The sequence below is a fragment of the Amycolatopsis alba DSM 44262 genome (assembly GCF_000384215.1).
Lineage (GTDB): Bacteria > Actinomycetota > Actinomycetes > Mycobacteriales > Pseudonocardiaceae > Amycolatopsis > Amycolatopsis alba.
Map to the genome: position 1 here is coordinate 5,814,746 of NZ_KB913032.1, position 17,559 is coordinate 5,832,304.

General features: G+C 69.3%; 12 protein-coding genes. 9 read left to right on the forward strand and 3 right to left on the reverse strand.

The annotated features are described in order from the left end of the window. Positions 1-19: 19 nt before the first annotated feature. The 3 genes from AMYAL_RS0127465 to AMYAL_RS0127475 are packed head-to-tail and all read right to left on the reverse strand — an operon-like array spanning position 20 to position 2,113. Positions 20-1,216, reverse strand: a complete 1,197-nt coding sequence (locus AMYAL_RS0127465; RefSeq protein ID WP_020634482.1) for a cation:proton antiporter — start codon at positions 1,214-1,216, stop codon at positions 20-22. 6 nt (positions 1,217-1,222) lie between these two features. Further along, positions 1,223-1,705 carry a cation:proton antiporter regulatory subunit gene (locus AMYAL_RS0127470; RefSeq protein ID WP_020634483.1) on the reverse strand — a complete coding sequence of 161 codons (483 nt, stop codon included), beginning with the start codon at positions 1,703-1,705 and terminating at the stop codon, positions 1,223-1,225. A gap of 15 nt (positions 1,706-1,720) precedes the next feature. Next, complete coding sequence (locus AMYAL_RS0127475) at positions 1,721-2,113, reverse strand: DUF4267 domain-containing protein (protein ID WP_020634484.1); 393 nt, start codon at positions 2,111-2,113, stop codon at positions 1,721-1,723. Positions 2,114-2,322: 209 nt separating this feature from the next. On the opposite strand from AMYAL_RS0127475, the gene cmk reads away from it, so the two are divergent. The 9 genes from cmk to AMYAL_RS0127520 all read left to right on the forward strand — a co-directional run bounded on the left by cmk (position 2,323) and on the right by AMYAL_RS0127520 (position 17,558). Next, positions 2,323-3,027: a (d)CMP kinase gene (cmk, locus tag AMYAL_RS0127480; protein ID WP_020634485.1), complete on the forward strand. Its 705-nt coding sequence runs from the start codon at positions 2,323-2,325 to the stop codon at positions 3,025-3,027. Beyond that, positions 3,024-3,698 (forward strand): lysophospholipid acyltransferase family protein, encoded by a 675-nt coding sequence (locus tag AMYAL_RS0127485; RefSeq protein WP_020634486.1) that lies wholly within the window; start codon positions 3,024-3,026, stop codon positions 3,696-3,698. Before cmk ends, AMYAL_RS0127485 begins: the two co-directional genes overlap by 4 nt. A 3-nt stretch (positions 3,699-3,701) precedes the next feature. Next, on the forward strand, positions 3,702-5,183 hold the full coding sequence (der, locus tag AMYAL_RS0127490) for a ribosome biogenesis GTPase Der (protein WP_020634487.1): 1,482 nt from the start codon (positions 3,702-3,704) through the stop codon (positions 5,181-5,183). 246 nt (positions 5,184-5,429) lie between these two features. Next, positions 5,430-9,332 carry a Pls/PosA family non-ribosomal peptide synthetase gene (locus tag AMYAL_RS0127495; RefSeq protein WP_020634488.1) on the forward strand — a complete coding sequence of 1,301 codons (3,903 nt, stop codon included), beginning with the start codon at positions 5,430-5,432 and terminating at the stop codon, positions 9,330-9,332. A gap of 21 nt (positions 9,333-9,353) precedes the next feature. Beyond that, entirely contained in the window at positions 9,354-10,763 is a 1,410-nt protein-coding gene (locus AMYAL_RS0127500; protein WP_020634489.1) for a M1 family metallopeptidase, read from the forward strand. A gap of 160 nt (positions 10,764-10,923) precedes the next feature. Continuing rightward, positions 10,924-11,868 carry a hypothetical protein gene (locus AMYAL_RS0127505; RefSeq protein WP_051137552.1) on the forward strand — a complete coding sequence of 315 codons (945 nt, stop codon included), beginning with the start codon at positions 10,924-10,926 and terminating at the stop codon, positions 11,866-11,868. A 162-nt stretch (positions 11,869-12,030) separates the two neighbouring features. Further along, positions 12,031-14,322 carry a glycosyl hydrolase family 95 catalytic domain-containing protein gene (locus AMYAL_RS0127510; RefSeq protein WP_020634491.1) on the forward strand — a complete coding sequence of 764 codons (2,292 nt, stop codon included), beginning with the start codon at positions 12,031-12,033 and terminating at the stop codon, positions 14,320-14,322. A 2-nt stretch (positions 14,323-14,324) separates the two neighbouring features. Continuing rightward, on the forward strand, positions 14,325-16,607 hold the full coding sequence (locus tag AMYAL_RS0127515) for a glycosyl hydrolase family 95 catalytic domain-containing protein (protein WP_020634492.1): 2,283 nt from the start codon (positions 14,325-14,327) through the stop codon (positions 16,605-16,607). A 60-nt stretch (positions 16,608-16,667) separates the two neighbouring features. Then, positions 16,668-17,558 (forward strand): peptidylprolyl isomerase, encoded by an 891-nt coding sequence (locus AMYAL_RS0127520; RefSeq protein WP_026467502.1) that lies wholly within the window; start codon positions 16,668-16,670, stop codon positions 17,556-17,558. The last annotated feature ends 1 nt before the right edge of the window (position 17,559 follow it).

The following is a 17,559-nucleotide window of genomic DNA, read 5'->3' on the forward strand; positions in this document are numbered from 1 at the left end:
GCCACTCGGGACCGAAGGGTCAGCCGGTTTGGGAGGCGGGGCTCTTCGAGCCGAAAGGCAGGCGCTGCAAGGCGCGGGCCACCGGTTCCACGATCCGCGCGGCCGTCGGGCCGAGGATCGCCATCAGGAGCACGTACGCCGTCGCGAGCGCCGCGAGTTCGCCGGTCACCGCGCCCGCCGCCACCGCCAGCCCGGCGATGACGATCGAGAACTCGCCCCGTGCCACCAGCGCGGCCCCGGCTCTCGCCCGGCCCATGTTCCCGATGCCTTGTCTCCGCGCGGCCCACCAGCCGGTGCCGACCTTCGTGAGGGTGGTCGCCACCGCCAGCACGACCGCCCAGCCGAGTACGGGCGGGATCGAGGCGGGGTTGGTGTTGAGCCCGAACACGACGAAGAACACGGCCGCGAAGAGGTCTCGCAGCGGTTCGAGCATGTGTGTCGCGTTCTCGGCCGTCGAACCCGAGATCGCGATGCCGAGCAGGAACGCGCCGACCGCGGCCGAAACCTGCATCGCCGAGGCGACGCCGGCGACCAGCAGGGCCGCGCCGAGGACCTTGAGGAGGAAGACCTCGCGGTCCGGGCTGTCCACCGCCGCGGAGACGTACCGGCCGAACTTCAGCGCGATCACCAGGACGACCGTGATCACCATCAGCGAGATCCCGACGGCCTTCAGGCCGCCGAGGAAGCTCACGCCGCCGAGCACCGCGGTGAGGATCGGCAGGTACAGCGCCATCACCAGGTCCTCGAACACCAGGATCGACAGCACCACCGGCGTTTCCCGGTTACCGAGCCGCCCGAGGTCGCCGAGTACCTTCGCGATGATCCCGGACGACGAGATGTACGTGACACCCGCCATGACGATCGCGCCGATCGGGCCCCAGCCGAGGATGAGCGCGACGATCGCGCCCGGCGCGGCGTTGAGCACGATGTCCACGACGCCCGCCATCCACGAGCGTTTCAGCCCGGTGAACAGTTCGGCCGCCGAGTACTCCAGGCCCAGCAGGAGCAGCAGCAGGACGACACCGATCTCGCTGGCGAGGTGGGTGAAGTCACCGATGTCGCCGAGCGGGATGAGCCCGCCCTGCCCGAAGCACAGGCCACCGATCAGGTACAGCGGGATCGGGGACATCCCGATCTTCCCGGCGAGGCGTCCCAACGCGCCCAGCCCGAAGAAGACCGCCCCGAGTTCGATCAAGGACAGTGCGGTGTGATCCATCCGCGATCAGCCGTACTTCAAGATCTTGACGGCGGCTTCGAGACCTTCGGACGTGCCGACCGCGACGAGCACGTCGCCCGCGGTGAGGTTGAAGTCCGGGTTGGGGGAGGGGTGCACCTGGCCTGCCCGCATCACCGCGACGACCGAGACGCTCGTCCGCGTCCGCATGGCCGTGTCGCCCAGCGTCCGCCCGTCGAACGGTGACGACGACTTGATCGGGAGCTGCTTGGTGTTGATGCCAGGCAGGTCCCGGTGCTCTTCGGTGAGCTGGGCGACCAGCTGGGGCGCGCCGAGCAGATTCGCCAGCGCGCCCGCCTCGTCGGTGGTGAGCGGAAGCGAGGCCAGACAGGCGTCGGGATCGTCCGTTTTGGACACGATCAGCTCGACGTGTCCGTCACGATGGGTCACCACACCCACACGGCGGCCGTGGCGGGTGGCGAAGTCCTTGCGGACGCCTATTCCGGGGAGCGGGGTCACTTCGACGTTCACGTGAACAACGATAACTCACTGTCCGTTTTGCGCCGGGCGGATCAGGAACAACGCCGAGATCAGCACCATCACCGCGGCCGTCGCGCCGTGGATGCCGAACGCGGCGGCGGGGGAACCGTTGTGGGTCAACACGATCAGCATGTCGCCGACCGGGATGAACGCCAGCGCCAGCAGCCCCCAGCCCACCGCGCGGACATTCCTGAACAGGAGCAGCGCGAGCAGCACGAGCGCCGTGCCGATGTCCCGGACGCCCTTGACCGCGAGGATCGGATCGCCTTCGGGTGGCATGACAGGCAGGCCGAAGCCGCCGGTCTGGGTCGCGGGGAAGAACACGTAACCGGTGCCGAAGTAGAGGACGAAGAGCACGAGGGCGATGGACAGGCCGTAAGCGATCTTGATTCTGGTCATGGTCTCCGACTCCGGAAGCTAGCAGCGCTAGGAACAATGTGAACGCTAGCAATAGTGTCGATAGTTTGTCTAGCGGCGCTAGCGGGCAGATTCGGCGACTTCGCCGTGGGCGGCTGAGGCGTGTCGTTCGCCACCAGGCAGAATGGACGTCGATCAGATGAGCGACGGATGAGCTGAGGAGAGTTTCGGTGGCGGGAGCCCTGCGTGGTGTGGTCGCGATGGACGGCCCGTCCGGGACCGGGAAATCCACGGTTTCGCGGAAGCTCGCGACGAAGCTCGGCGCCGGCTACCTCGACACGGGCGCGATGTACCGCATGGTCACCCTCGCCGTCCTGCGCGCCGGGACCGACCTGGCCGACGCGGACGCGATCTCCGACGTCGCCAGGAAGGCCGAACTCGGCATCGGGACCAGCCCCGACGAAGCGACCGTGACCCTCGCGGGCGAGGACGTCGCCGCCGAGATCCGCGGCTCGGACGTCACCACGGCGGTGTCCCCGGTTTCGGCCGTCCCCGCGGTCCGAGAACTGCTGGTCGCCCGGCAGCGCGAGATCATCGACGAGGTGCTCGGCCGGGTCGGCGGCATCGTGGTCGAAGGCCGTGACATCGGCACCGTCGTCTCGCCGGGGGCCCCGCTCAAGATCTTCCTCACCGCCTCGGCCGAGGTCCGTGCCGCGCGCCGCAGCGCGCAGGACTCCGCCGCCGGTCGTGAATCCACCGTGGATGTCGCGAAGGCGGCGGTGGAACGGCGCGACCGCCTGGACTCCACGCGGGCGGCTTCGCCTCTGCGCGCGGCAGATGACGCCGTCGAGGTGGACACCTCGGCGCTCAACATCGATCAGGTGATCGTCGCGCTGGCGGAACTGGCCCTGCACCGCGGCATTCTCGAAGGCTGCCCCGCCGAGGCCGCGCGGTGAGCGCGAAAGGACTGCCCGAGGGCGCGAGCGACCCGTACCACACCTTCGGCCGGGGGATCTCGAAGTTCATCGTCCGGCCCGCGTTCCGGGTCCGGGTGCACGGCGCCGAGCGCGTTCCGGCGTCCGGGCCGGTGGTGTTCATGGCCAATCACAGCTCGATGGCGGAACCGGCGCTGCTGTTCGGAATGTTCTCGCGGCGCACCGCGTTCCTGGTCAAGGCCGAACTCTTCCGGGGGTTCGTCGGCTGGTTCTTCCCGAAACTGGGCCAGATCCCGGTGAAACGGGGTGCGGTGGACCGCAAACCGCTGATGATGGCGGTCAAGGTGCTCGAGGACGGCGGTGCGGTCGGGATCTTCCCCGAAGGCACCCGAGGACTCGGTGACGCCGAAAACTTCGAGCGCGGCGCGGCCTTCCTGGTCCGCGCCGGGAAGGCGACCGTGGTTCCGGTCGCCACTCGGGGGACGTACAAACCCGCCGGCGCCAAGAGGCGTTGGCGGCCACGCGTCGACATCATGGTCGGCGAACCTTTCACTCCCGAGATCGGGAAGGGAAGGACAGGGCTGGAGGAGGGAACCGAGCGGCTTCGCCTCGCGCTCGCGGACCTCGTGAAGGCACTGGACGAATGGCGCTTGGAGCACGGGCTCCAAGACACGCGACAGAATGTGAAGTAAGCAATGACAGAGCTTGACGGAGTCGGCGAGGTCGACGGCTCCTGGTCCGACGAGTCCGAATTCACCGCGCTGGACGCCCAGATCGCCGCGGGCGAGGCCGAGGAGGAAGCGCAGCTCGCGCAGCCGGTCCTCGCCGTCGTCGGCAGGCCCAACGTGGGCAAGTCGACCCTGGTCAACCGCATCCTCGGCCGTCGCGAGGCGGTCGTGCAGGACGTCCCCGGCGTGACCAGGGACCGCGTCGCCTACGACGCCTTCTGGGCGGGCCGCCGGTTCACCCTGGTCGACACGGGCGGCTGGGAGCCGGACGCGACCGGGCTGCAGGCCTCCGTCGCCGCGCAGGCCGAGATCGCGATGGCCACCGCCGACGCGGTGCTGCTGGTCATCGACGCCAGTGTCGGCGCGACCGCGACCGACGAGGCCGCCTCGAAGGTGCTGCGCCGCTCGAAGAAGCCGGTGCTGCTCGTCGCCAACAAGGTCGACGACGACCGCCTGCTCGCCGACACCGCGTCACTGTGGTCGCTCGGCCTCGGCGAACCGCATCCGGTCAGCGCGCTGCACGGCCGCAGTTCGGGTGACCTGCTCGACGCCATCGTCAAGGCGCTGCCGTCGATGCCGCGCGACGGCGAACGCGCCACCGCCGGCCCGCGCCGGGTCGCGCTGGTCGGCAAGCCGAACGTGGGCAAGTCCAGCCTGCTGAACAAGATCTCGGGCGAAGAACGCTCCGTCGTGGACTCGGTCGCCGGTACCACCGTCGATCCGGTCGACTCGCTGGTCGAACTGGACGGCGACATCTGGCGGTTCGTCGACACGGCGGGTCTGCGCAAGCGCGTCAACTCGGCCAATGGCGCGGAGTACTACGCGTCGCTGCGGACCAAGACCGCGATCGACGCCGCCGAGGTGGCGATCGTGCTGCTGGACGCCGCCGAACCGCTTTCGGAGCAGGACCTGCGGGTGCTGACGATGGTCGTCGAGGCGGGCCGCGCGTGCGTGCTCGCCTTCAACAAGTGGGACCTCGTCGACGAGGACCGCCGCCACGCCATGGTCCGCGAACTGGAACGCGGCCTGGTCCGGGTGCCGTGGGCGGACAAGGTCAACATCTCGGCGCTCACCGGCCGGTCCGTCCGTAAGCTCGCGCCCGCGCTGCGGACCGCACTGAAGTCCTGGGACCAGCGCGTCCCGACCGGTCAGCTGAACGGCTGGCTGGCCGACCTCATCGCCGCGACCCCGCCGCCGGTGCGTGGCGGCAAGCAGCCGAAGGTGCTCTTCGCGACCCAGGCGGGCATTCGGCCGCCGACGCTGGTCCTTTTCACCACCGGATTCCTCGAGGCGGGCTATCGCCGGTTCATCGAACGCAAGTTCCGTGAGCGATTCGGCTTCGAGGGCAGCCCCGTACGGGTGAATGTCCGGGTACGCGAAAAGAAGCAACGGCCCAAGGTCGGCGGAAAAGCGGCCGGTAAATCGGCCGGAAAACCGAAGACTCGCTGAATTCTCACTATGTAGGTGAATAGTTCACAGGGTGGACACGTCGATGACCTCGGGTTTCGGCGTGTCCGCCGGTGAGCTTCGACACTCTGCCGAGACCCTCCCGAGATATGTCGTTCACCTGCGGTAAAGTGATTGGTCTGCTAGCGGGCGCCTCATTCGGAGAGCGAGCCCGAATGACGCACTTCGCGAAAGGTGTGTGATGGGCTTGCGCGCCCATGGTTATGCCCTGCCCGTGGTGATGAGCCGATGACACTGACCGCCGATTCCCGGCCGATCGCCTGTGTCGCCGACGTCACCGTCGCCCCGTCCCCGGCTCCCGTCGCCGACCGTGCCCTGTTCTGGTCCGGTCTCGGCGCCGGTGAGCGCACACTGATCGACATCCTCGCCGAGACCGCCGCCCGCCACCCCAACGCGGGCGCGATCGACGACGGCGAGACCACACTGTCGTACCGCAAGCTCGTCGAGGAGATCGACGCCTACGGCCGCAAGCTGACCGCCAACGGCGTCGGCGTCGGCGACCGGGTCGGCGTCCGGATCTCCTCCGGCACCGCCGAGCTCTACGTCGCGATCCTCGCCATCCTGTCCGTCGGCGCCGCCTACGTGCCGGTCGACGCGGACGACCCGGACGAGCGCGCCGAACTGGTCTTCGGTGAGGCCGACGTCGCCGCCGTCCTCACCGACGGCGGCGTGATCACCGTCCTCGGCTCGCCGGGCGGCGTCGAGGGTTCGCCCGCGCCGACCGACGACGCCTGGATCATCTTCACCTCCGGTTCGACCGGTAAGCCGAAGGGCGTCGCGGTTTCGCACGCCTCGGCGGCCGCTTTCGTCGACGCCGAGGCCCAGCTGTTCCTCACCGAGGAGCCGATCGGTCCCGGCGACCGCGTGCTCGCCGGACTGTCCGTCGCCTTCGACGCGTCCTGCGAGGAGATGTGGCTCGCCTGGCGCCACGGCGCTTGCCTGGTCCCGGCGCCGCGTTCGCTGGTGCGCACCGGCGTCGACCTCGGCCCCTGGCTGGTCGCTCAGGGCATCACCGTCGTCTCGACCGTTCCGACGCTGGCCGCGCTGTGGCCCGCCGACGCGCTCGAAGACGTCCGCCTGCTGATCTTCGGCGGCGAAGCCTGCCCGCCCGAGCTGGCCGAACGCGTCGCCGTCGAAGGCCGCGAAGTCTGGAACACCTACGGCCCGACCGAGGCCACCGTCGTCGCCTGCGCCGCGCAGATGACCGGGGAAGGGCCCGTCCGGATCGGCCTGCCGCTGGTCGGCTGGCAGCTCGCCGTCGTCAACGAAGCGGGCGACCCGGTCGCGATGGGGGAGACCGGCGAGCTGGTCATCGGCGGTGTGGGCCTGGCCCGCTACCTCGACCCGGAGAAGGACGCCGAGAAGTTCGCGCCGCTGCCGTCGCTGGGCTGGCGCCGCGCGTACCGCAGCGGTGACATGGTCCGCGCCGAAGCCGAGGGCCTGCTGTTCCTCGGGCGTCTCGACGAGCAGGTCAAGCTCGGCGGCCGCCGCATCGAACTCGGCGAGGTCGACGCCGCGCTCCAGGCGCTGCCCGGAGTGCAGGGTGCCGCCGCCGCGATCCGCCGCACCAAGGCGGGCAACCAGGTGCTCGTCGGGTACGTCGTGCCAGCCGAAGGCGTGAAATTCGACCACGACGAGGCCGCGACCAGGCTGCGTGAGCAGCTGCCCGCCGCGCTCGTCCCGCTGCTGGCGCTGGTCGAAGACCTGCCGACGCGGACCTCGGGCAAGGTCGACCGCAACGCCCTGCCCTGGCCGCTGTCCACTGTGGACGCCGCGAAATCCGGTCTGTCGCCGACGGAGAGCTGGCTCGCCGAAGGCTGGGCGGAGATCCTGGGTGTCTCGGTCGACAACCCGAAGGCCGACTTCTTCACCAACGGCGGCGGCAGCCTGACGGCCGCCCAGCTGATCGCGCGGATCCGCACCCGGCACCCGCAGGTGTCGGTGAACGACATCTACGCCAACCCGAAGCTCGGCGCGCTCGCGTCGATGCTGGACGCGCTGAGCGGACAGAAGACCGAGCGACGCGACATCGCCCCGACCCCGCGCAAGGCCGGGATCATCCAGTCGTTGCTGACGATCCCGCTGATGGGCCTGGTCGGCCTGCGCTGGACGACCATCGCCGCGACGCTGTCGAACGTGCTGTCGCTGGCCGGTTTCGCCTGGGCGCCGACGCTGAACTGGGTGTGGATCGCCGTCGCGTGGGTCGCGCTGTTCAGCCCGGCGGGCCGGATCGCGATCTCGGCGACCGGTGCGCGGCTGCTGCTGCGCGGTGTCCGTCCCGGAAGCTACCCGCGTGGCGGGAACGTCCACTTGCGACTGTGGACGGCCGAGAAGCTCGCTGAATTCAGCGGCGCGGACAGTGTCGCCGGCGCTTCCTGGATGACGACGTACGCCAAGGCACTCGGCGCGCGGATCGCCAAGGACGTCGACCTGCACTCGCCGCCGCCGGTCACCGGCATGCTGAAACTCGGCCGCGGTGCCGCCATCGAACCCGAGGTCGACCTGACCGGGCACTGGGTGGACGGCGACCTCGTGCACATCGGCAAGATCCGGATCGGCGCCGACGCGCGGATCGGTGCGCGCAGCACGCTGTTCCCCGGCGCGCGGATCGGCAAGGGCGCGGAGATCGCGGCCGGGTCGACCGTCCGCGGCAACGTGCCGACCGGGCAGCGCTGGGCCGGTGCGCCCGCCGCCCGCGCCGCCAAGGACGCGCTGAAGTGGCCGTCGAGCCGCCCGCCGCGTTCACGCTTCTGGGCGTCGGTGTACGGCGCGACCTCGGTCGCGCTGGGGCTGCTGCCCGCCGTCGCCGCCCTGCCCGCCGTCGCGGTGCTGGGCTACGCGATCGCCGGTACGCCTTCGCTGGGCGCCGCGCTCGGTCAGGCGCTGCTGTTCACGCCGCTGGCGACCGTCGCGTACTTCCTGGCGTACGCCCTGCTCGTGCTCGTCGGCGTCCGTTCGCTGAGCATCGGCATGGTCGAGGGCTACCACCCCGTGCACGGCCGCGTCGCGTGGCAGGTCTGGGCGACCGAACGGCTGATGGGTATGGCGCGTGAGGGGCTGTTCCCCTTGTACGCCAGCCTGTTCACCCCGGTGTGGCTCCGGATGCTCGGGGCGAAGGTCGGCCGCAACGTCGAAGCGTCCACCGTTCTCGCGCTGCCGAAGATGACCCAGGTGGACAGTGGCGCGTTCCTCGCGGACGACACCATGGTCGCCACCTACGAACTCGGCCACGGCTGGCTGCACGTCGCGCCGGCGCGGATCGGCAAGCAGGCGTTCCTCGGCAACTCGGGGATGGCCGCGCCCGGCCGTTCGGTGCCCAAACGCGGTCTGGTCGGCGTGCTGTCTTCGGCTCCGCTGAAGGCGAAGAAGGGCTCCTCGTACCTCGGGATGCCGCCGCTGCCGGTCCGCCGGTCGGTCGGCGAGTCCGACACGAGCCGCACGTACACGCCGCCGCTGCGGCTGAAGGCGGCCCGCGCGCTCGTCGAACTGTGCCGGATCGTGCCGGTGATGTGCGGTGTCGCGCTGACCGTGCTGGTCGCCGCCGGGATCTTCGCGCTCGCTTCGTCCTTCGGGTTCCTGGTCGCGGTGCTGCTCGGCGGGCCGCTGCTGCTGGCCGCCGGTGCCGCCGCCGCGCTGACCGCCACCGCGATGAAGTGGCTGCTGGTCGGCCGGTTCCGCGCGGTCGACCACCCGCTGTGGAGCTCGTTCGTCTGGCGCAACGAACTCGCCGACACCTTCGTCGAGGCGCTCGCCGTGCCGTGGCTGATCGGTTCGCTCGGCGGCACTCCGCTGCTTCCGGCGTGGCTGCGGACCATGGGCGTCAAGATCGGCCGCGGGGTGTGGCTGGAGACGTACTGGCTGCCCGAGTCGGACTTGGTGAGCCTCGGCGACGGCGCGACGATCAACCGCGGCTGTGTCGTGCAGACGCACCTGTTCCACGACCGGATCATGACGATGTCGCCGGTGACCCTGGACGAGGGAGCGACGCTCGGGCCGCACGGTATCGTGCTTCCTGGCGCGAGCATCGGCGCGCGGACGACCGTCGGACCGGGGTCTCTGGTGACCAGGGGTGACGCGGTTCCCGCCGACTCGCGCTGGCTGGGCAATCCCATCTCGGCCTGGACGAAGTAGAGGAAGCGGGGTCTTTCGCGGGTGATTTCGAAGGCCTCCGCGCAGCCCTCGCCCGGCGCGGACACCTCCGGCGACTCCTATCTGCCCCATCACGGTAACGGCGGTTACCGGGTCCGGCACTACGATCTGGAGCTGGACTACAAGATCGGTCCCAACCGGCTGTCGGCCTCCGCGGGTATCACCGCGGAGGCGACGCAGGCGCTGTCGCGGTTCACACTCGACTTCGGCGAGTTTCGGATCAACCGGGTCCTGGTCAACGGGAAACCGGCCAAGTACACGCGGCGCGGGCACAAGCTCCAGGTGAAGCCCGCAAAGTCGTTGGCTCTCGGTAGCGAGTTCCTGGTGGAGATCCACTATGTCGGTAATCCGCGGCCGCTTCCCGGACTGTGGGGCGACATCGGGTGGGACGAACTGACCGATGGCTCGCTCGTCGCGAGCCAGCCGGTCGGGGCGCCGTCGTGGTTCCCGTGCAACGACCATCCGGCGGACAAAGCGACCTACCGTGTCGCGCTGACGACGTCTTCGCCGTACCTCGTGGCCGTCACCGGGAACCTGGTGTCGCGGCTTTCGCGCGCGAGCACCACGCGGTGGGTCTTCGAACGCCCGGAGCCGACGCCGACGTATCTGATGAGTGTCCAAATCGGACGGTACGACGACGTCGAACTGGTCTCCGGCCCGCAGCCCGGCTGGCTTTCGCAACCGTCGGTTTCGGCGTACCGGATGAGCATCGACGGTGACACCGTGCTCGCTGCGGTCCCGCAACGGGCCGCCGTCCCGCCGCGCCTGCGCCGCCCTTTTTCGCGCGACTTCGGGCGCCAGGGCAAGATCATGGACTCGCTGCAGCGGCTGTTCGGTCCTTACCCGTTCGGTGAATACGTCATCGTGGTCACCGACGACGACCTCGACGACCCGATCGAAGCGCAGGGCATGTCGATCTTCGGCGCCAACCACGTCGACGGGCGGCGCACCCACGAGCGGCTCGTCGTGCACGAACTGGCGCACCAGTGGTTCGGCAACAGCCTGACCGTCGCCGACTGGCGCCACATCTGGCTGAACGAGGGCTTCGCGACGTACGCGGAATGGCTCTGGTCCGAGGAATCCGGCGGGCAGACCGCCCACGCGTGGGCGAAGACGTGGCACGCGCGGATGAAGGCGAAGCCCGCGGACCTGCGCCTCGCCGACCCCGGAGTGTCGCGGATGTTCGACGAGCGGGTGTACAAACGCGGCGGCCTTCTGTTGCACGCCTTGCGTTCTCTCGTCGGCGACGAGGTCTTCTTCCCGCTGGTGAAGGCTTGGGCGGTGGAGAACCGGCATGGTCTGGTGAGCACCGCTGGGTTTGTGGCGCTCGCGGAACGCTTCGCTGGGCGCTCGCTTGCCGCTTTCTTCGACGCCTGGCTGGACGCTCCGGCGCTGCCTCCGCTTCCGGCTTGAGTCGCTTGTCCTGAAGGCCACCTTTGAGACGATCAACGTCTCAAAGGTGGCCTTCAGGACAGCCGGTCAGTTATCCACAGTGGTGCTGGTGTGGCGAGTTGTCCACAGGTGGCGCGGAAGGGGCTGGCGGCGGCGCTGTCCAGGAGCTGACGATCATGGGGTGAAAATCGGAGACTGGGCCGACGACCCCGAACGGCTCCACCAGCACAGTAGTGGCGGGGTGATAACCGTCGCCCGGCTCGTGGAGCTCGGCGTTCCTGCCAGAACCTGCTATCGGCGCTGTCTTCCTGGGCGCCCTTGGCGAAGGCTGCTGCCAGGCGTTGTCCTGCTCACCGCCGGTGAACCCAGCTATCGGCAGTCGGTCGATGCGGCGTTGCTGTACGCCGGACCAGGCGCCGTGGTGACCGGCGCGGCGGCCTGTCGTCGCCAAGGCCTGCGTGCGGTGCCTGCCGGGCCGCTGGAGGTGCATCTCCTGGTCCCACACGAACACAAGATCGGCAGCTCGGGATTCGTGGTCGTCGAGCGCACTACCCGAATGCCGACGGCGGTCTTCGAGGACGGCGTTCCCGTGGCGCCGCTCGTTCGCGCAGTTCTTGACCTGTGCCGCAGGCTCAAGTCGCCGACGGTGGTTTCCGCCTTGCTCGCCGAGGCAGTGCAGTCGGGCGGGGCAAAGCCGGCGACATTACTGGAGGAGCTCGAAGGCGGCAGCAACCGTGGCACCGCGATCCCGCGAGCAGCGCTCCGGCACGTGGCGGCCGGCGCACGGTCGGTCGCGGAGATCGACGCGATGAAAGTGTGGCGGCTCTCCGGCTTGCCCGAACCGAGTTGGAACCGGCAACTGAGAACGGAGAACGGCGAGTACATCGGCACGCCGGACGGCTACTTCGGCAAGGTCCGGCTCGCGTGGGAGATCGACTCGTACGACTTCCACTTCGGTAAGCAGCAGTACGCCGCGACACTGGCGCGAAACGGCAGGTACACCGCCGCGGGAATCGCGGTGCTCCAGACGCTGCCGAACCGACTCCGTACGGAACCGAAGCAGGTGGCCGTCGAACTGGCCGCCGCGTACCGCGCGGCTGAGGCACGCGCGCGTCGTGCTGCCTGAGTACCGCTTAACCGCTCGCGCTTGCCGCGCAACTGGCCGATGGTCGGATGTATCTGCCGCTTTCCGGGTGAGCGCTCTGGCCAAAGCGTGCAGTTCTCTGGAAACATGCCGGTCGCCAGGGCTTGAACTGCGGTAAACGTAGTATGAATCTGGAGGCGACCCATGAGCGGGCTGTCCAGGCGATCGATGCTGAAGGCTGCCGCGGGGACCGCCGCGCTCGGCGGTCTGTGGGCGCGAGGGGTCGCTCCGGCGGAGGCGTCCGGGGACGTCCACCGGAGAGTGGCCGACGACGCGCGCATGGTCTGGAAGCGCATGCCGAAGAGCTGGCAGGAGGGGCCGTTCCTCGCGAACGGCTTCCTCGGCGTCCAGCTCTACGCGGGGGCGGCGCCGAACGTCCTCAAGGTGATGCTCAGCCACTCCCGTGTCCAGGACCAGCGAGGACAGTGGGAAGCGGGCATCGGGTACTCACGGCTCCCGATCGGCTACCTCACCCTCACCTTCGCGGGCGCGATCACGGCGGTGGACTGGCACCTCGATCTGTACAACGCCGAACTCGGCGGCACGATCACCACCACACGGGGTTCGGTGCGGTTCTCCGCGCTGGTCCACAACGACCAGGACCTCCTCCTCGTCTCGCTCACCGGAGAGGCGGCCGCGGACTGGGGGTTCACGCCGATCGAGTCGGCCACGACCAGGACGATCCGCAAACCGCCCGAGTACACCGCCAATCCCGCTCCCAAGCTCGGCAGCGCGGGCGCTGTCCGGTACTGCGAGCAGCCGCTGCACGCGGGCGGCGGCTACACGACGGCGTGGCGTGAGCGGACCATCGGTACGCGACGGCTCCTGGCGGCGACGGTCGCGTACGGGTTTCCCGAACCGACTCACACGGCCGAAGCGATCAGGACGGTCCACCGGGCGTCGGCGTCGAATCCGGACGTGCTCGTCGCCCGCCATCGGCGCTGGTGGAACGCCTTCTACCGGCGCAGCTTCGTGTCCATTCCGGACAAAAGGATCCAGCGGTTCTACTGGATCCAGCTGTACAAGACCGCCTGCGCCACCCGCGCCGACGGCCCGGTCGTCGCCGAATGGGGGCCGTGGTTCCCGGAGGTCGGCAACAGCTGGACGGCGGTGTGGTGGAACCTCAACGTCCAGGTCACGTACCCGATCGTCAACAGCAGCAACCATCCCGAGCTCGACGCCGTCACGGAGACCTTCCGGCGAGACCACGCCAATCTCGAACTCTCGGTCCCTCCCGCGTACCGGGACGGCGACACGTACGCGCTCTCGCATCCGGGGGACTGGCGGCTGCGGCCCGGCGGCACCCGCGCGGTCGGGATCCCCGGCCCGGCCACGAAGAACGACCAGACCGGGAACCTGATCTGGGGCCTGCACAACGTCTGGCTCGCGTACCGGCACAGCATGGACGTCCGCATCCTGCGCGACGTCCTGTACCCGACGCTCGCCAAGGCGCTCAACTACTACCGCCACTTCCTCGTCACCGGACCGGACGGCAGGCTGCATCTGCCGATGACGCGGTCGCCCGAGTACGCCGACGCGGCCGACTGCACGTACGACCTGTCGCTGATCCGCTGGGCCGCGCGCACCCTCGTCGAATCCGCGGCCAAGCTGCGTATCGACGACCCGCGCGTACCCGCGTGGCGCGAGATCGGCGAGAAACTGGTTCCGTATCACCAAGATCCCGATCGGGGAGTGCTGATCGGCGACGGTGTGCCCCTCGCCGAATCACACCGGCACTTCTCGCATCTGCTGTGGCTCTATCCACTGCGGGAGAAACTCTGGGACCGCCCCGGTGACCGGGACGTCATGCGCCGTACGTTCGCGCATTGGTCGAGCATCCAGGACAAATGGCACGGCTACAGTTTCGCCGCCGCGTCGTCGATGAGTTCCGTGATGGACGCGCCCGAGGAAGCGTTGCGCTACCTGAAGATCTTCCTCGACGGGACCGTCGTCGCGGACACCCAGCTGACGCCGAACACGATGTACCGCGAAGGCGCGAACCTCGCGATCGAAAGCCCGATCACCGCCGCGCAGTCCGTTGTGGACATGCTCCTCCAAGGCGATCACAACGTCCTGAAGGTCTTTCCGTCGGTTTCGCGGGCCTGGCCGGACGCCTCCTTCGAAAGCCTGCGCGCGGAGGGCGCCTTCCTGGTGGACGCTTCCCGGCGGAACGGCGCGACCGAATGGATCCGCGTCCGCAGCGAAGCGGGGGAGCCGCTCACCCTCCAGCACGGGATCCCCGGTGACATCGAGGTCCGTGACGCGCGCGGGCGGCGATTGCCTTGGCGGGCCGAAGGTCCGGGCGCGATCTCGATCCCGCTCGGCCGCGGCGGGACGGCCGTCGTCACGCGGCGCGGCACTCGTCCGGTCATGGAGCCTCGCGACGTACCCGGCGACCGCGGTACTCCGGCATGGGGACTCGACCAGGAGGTCTGAGCATGGACATCACGCGCAGGACGGTGCTCGGCGGGGCGCTGGCGGGTGTGGCGGCGGCCGGGTTCGCGCCGTCCGCCTCGGCGGCGGAGATCGACAGCGGCCTCGACTGGCCCGGTTTCCTCGCCGCCGCGGACCTGGTCTGGCGGAGGATGCCGAAGACCTGGTACGAAGGCCCGTTCCTGGGCAACGGTTTCCTGGGCTCGGGTATCTACGCGGAACCGGGCAGGAACGCTGTCCGGTTCAACGTCCAGCACAGCGAGGTACAGGATCACCGGCCCGAATTCGGTTCCCTGTTCGGGCTCGCGAGGCTGCCGATCGGCCATTTCACCCTCGAACCGGTCGGCGCCATCACCGGGATCGACTGGCGGATGGACCTCTGGAACGCCGAACTCAGGGGAACGATCACCACCGCCGCGGGCAGTCTTTCGGTGCGGGCGATCGTCCACACCGGACAGTCGCTGCTGGCCGTCGAGATCGAGCCGACCGAGGGTGAGCGCGGCTTCGCGTGGGTGTTCCACCCGGCCGAGGCGGTGAGCCCGAGAACGGATCCGAAGTTCGGGAAGCCGCCGCCCGCCGGGTACGTCGCCAATCCACCCGCGAGCCTGGAAACCAGTGGTGACAGCAGGCTGTCCGTGCAGAGCCTGCTGGCGGGCGGTGAGCACGTCACGGCGTGGCGTGAGGTCGCCAGGGGATCCAAGCGCACGCTGTACACGTCCGTCGCCTGGTCACATCCGAAGAGGACGGCCGCACGGGAAGCGCTGAGGACGGTCCGCCGGGCCGAGCCGTTCGACGTCCTCGCGATCGATCACCGCCGCTGGTGGCACGACTACTACCGGCACGGCTTCCTGTCCATTCCGGACACCCGGCTCCAGAGCTTCTACTGGATCCAGCTGTACAAGGTCGCCTCGGCCGCGCGAAAAGAAGCGCCGGTGATGGCGACCTGCGGACCGTGGCTGGAACCGACCCCGTGGCCCGCGACCTGGTGGAACCTCAACGTCCAGCTGGAGTACTGGCTTATCCACGGCTCGAACCACCTGGAACTGGACGCCGTCAGCCACTCGCTCGGCAAATACCGCGCGAACCTGACGAGCCAGGTCGCCGAGCCGTACCAGCACGATTCCGCGGGTATCCCGCGCACGACCGACATGAACCTGCTCAACGGCGCGGCCGGGACGAACTCCGGGTTCCCGGTCGGCGTCCCCGGCCAGGAGACGCCGACGCCGGAGGTCGGCAATCTCACCTGGGCACTGCACAACGTCTGGCTGTCCTATCGGCACACGATGGACCGGCGCCTCCTGCGTGACACGCTGTTCCCGTTGCTGCGCAAGGCGATCAACTACTACCTGCATTTCCTCGCACCCGGACCGGACGGGAAGCTGCACCTGCCGCCGACGTTCTCCCCGGAGTACGGCGTCAACGCGCCCGACTGCAACTACGATCTCGCGCTGATCCGCTGGGGATGCAAGACGCTGCTGGAATCGGCGGCGGAACTGCGGATCGAAGACCCGCTCGCGCGGCGGTGGCGGGAGGTCCTGGTCACGCTGGTCCCGTATCCGGCCGACGCCGACGGCTACATGATCGGCGCCGGGGTGCCGTTCGCGAAGTCGCATCGGCACTACTCGCATCTGCTGCAGATCTACCCGCTGTACGAGATCACCTGGGAGCGGCCGGAGCACCGGCACGTCATCGAGACCTCGCTCGACCACTGGGTGGGCTTCGAGGGCGCGTTGCAGGGCTACACGTTCACCGGGGCCGCGTCGATGTCGGCACAGATGCTGCGCGGCGAGAAGGCCGAGTTCTACCTCGGGGAGCTGCAGCGGCGCTACATCCAGCCGAACACGATGTACAAGGAATCCGGCCCGGTCATCGAGACGCCGCTCTCGGCGGCGCAGTCGCTGCACGACATGCTCGTGCAGAGCTGGGGCGGGGTCATCCGGCTGTTCCCGGCCGTACCCGCCGGCTGGGCGGACGCCGCGCTGCGCGACTTCCGGACGCAGGGCGCGTTCCTGCTCAGCGCCTCACGGCAAGGTGGCAGGACACGCTGGGTCAAGGTGACCAGTGAGGCCGGGGCGCCTTGTGTGCTGCGGACCGACCTGGAAGGGGAGCTGACCGTCCGCGACCGGTGGGGGAGGCCGAAACGCTGGCGGCGGCTGCCGAACGGCGACGTCCAGCTCGACCTGCGGCGCGGCGAAGAAGCCGTCGTGCATCGCGCGGGCGACCACCCAGACCTCGAGATCCGGCCCGTTCCGGCGAACGGGGACCCCGCTCCGTGGGGGATGCCGTGACTTCCCTCGTGGTGATAGGCCAAAGTGGACCTGCACATCCTCAGGATGACAGGAGCACAGATGTCCCAGCCGCCGCAGCAGCCGTACCAGCAGCCGGGCTGGTACGGCGCACCGCAACAGCCGCCTCCGCCGGCGTCGAACAAGACGGCGCTCTGGATCGGGCTGGGTGTGCTGGGACTGGTCGTGGTGGTCGCCGTCGTGGCGATCACGGGCTTCGTGGCGCCGGGGTTCTTCCTGCCGGATCGGAAGAGCGAGGCCGCGGCTTCGTCGGCCGCTCCGACGTCGAGTGCCCAGGACACGACTACGCAGAGCCCGGTGCAGATCCCGACAGACCGGCTTCCGCTGCCGAAGCGCCCCACGCCGTTGGCGGATCCGACCGAATGCGCGTATCCGGCGGACACGAGCGGCGGCCACGTACCGAAGAAGGCCACCCCGCCCGCCGCGGGCCCGACCCCGGCGTCCGGTACGACGGCGGTCACGCTCAGGACGACCGCGGGTGACATCGGGCTGACCCTGGACAGCGCGCTCGCGCCGTGCACCGTGGCGAACTTCCTTTCGCTGTCGCGGCAAGGGTTTTACGACAGCACCTCGTGCCACCGGATCGGCACGTCCGGGTTGCAGATGCTCCAGTGCGGTGACCCGGAGGCCAGCGGCATGGGCGGGCCGGGGTACACCATTCCGGACGAGATCTTCCCGGAGCTCAAGTACGGTCGCGGGATCCTCGCCATGGCGAAGACCCAGGCACCGAACTCGGGCGGCAGCCAGTTCTTCATGGTCTTCGGTTCGGCGGAACTGCCCCCGGACTACACGGTGTTCGGGAGCATTTCCGACGCGGGCCTGCAGGTGCTGGACAAGGTCGCGAGTGGCGGCGTGGACGAGTCCCAAGGCACCGGTGACGGGACGGGCCCGCCGCGGATCCCGGTGACCTTCCAGTCCGTCGTGATCGGCTGAG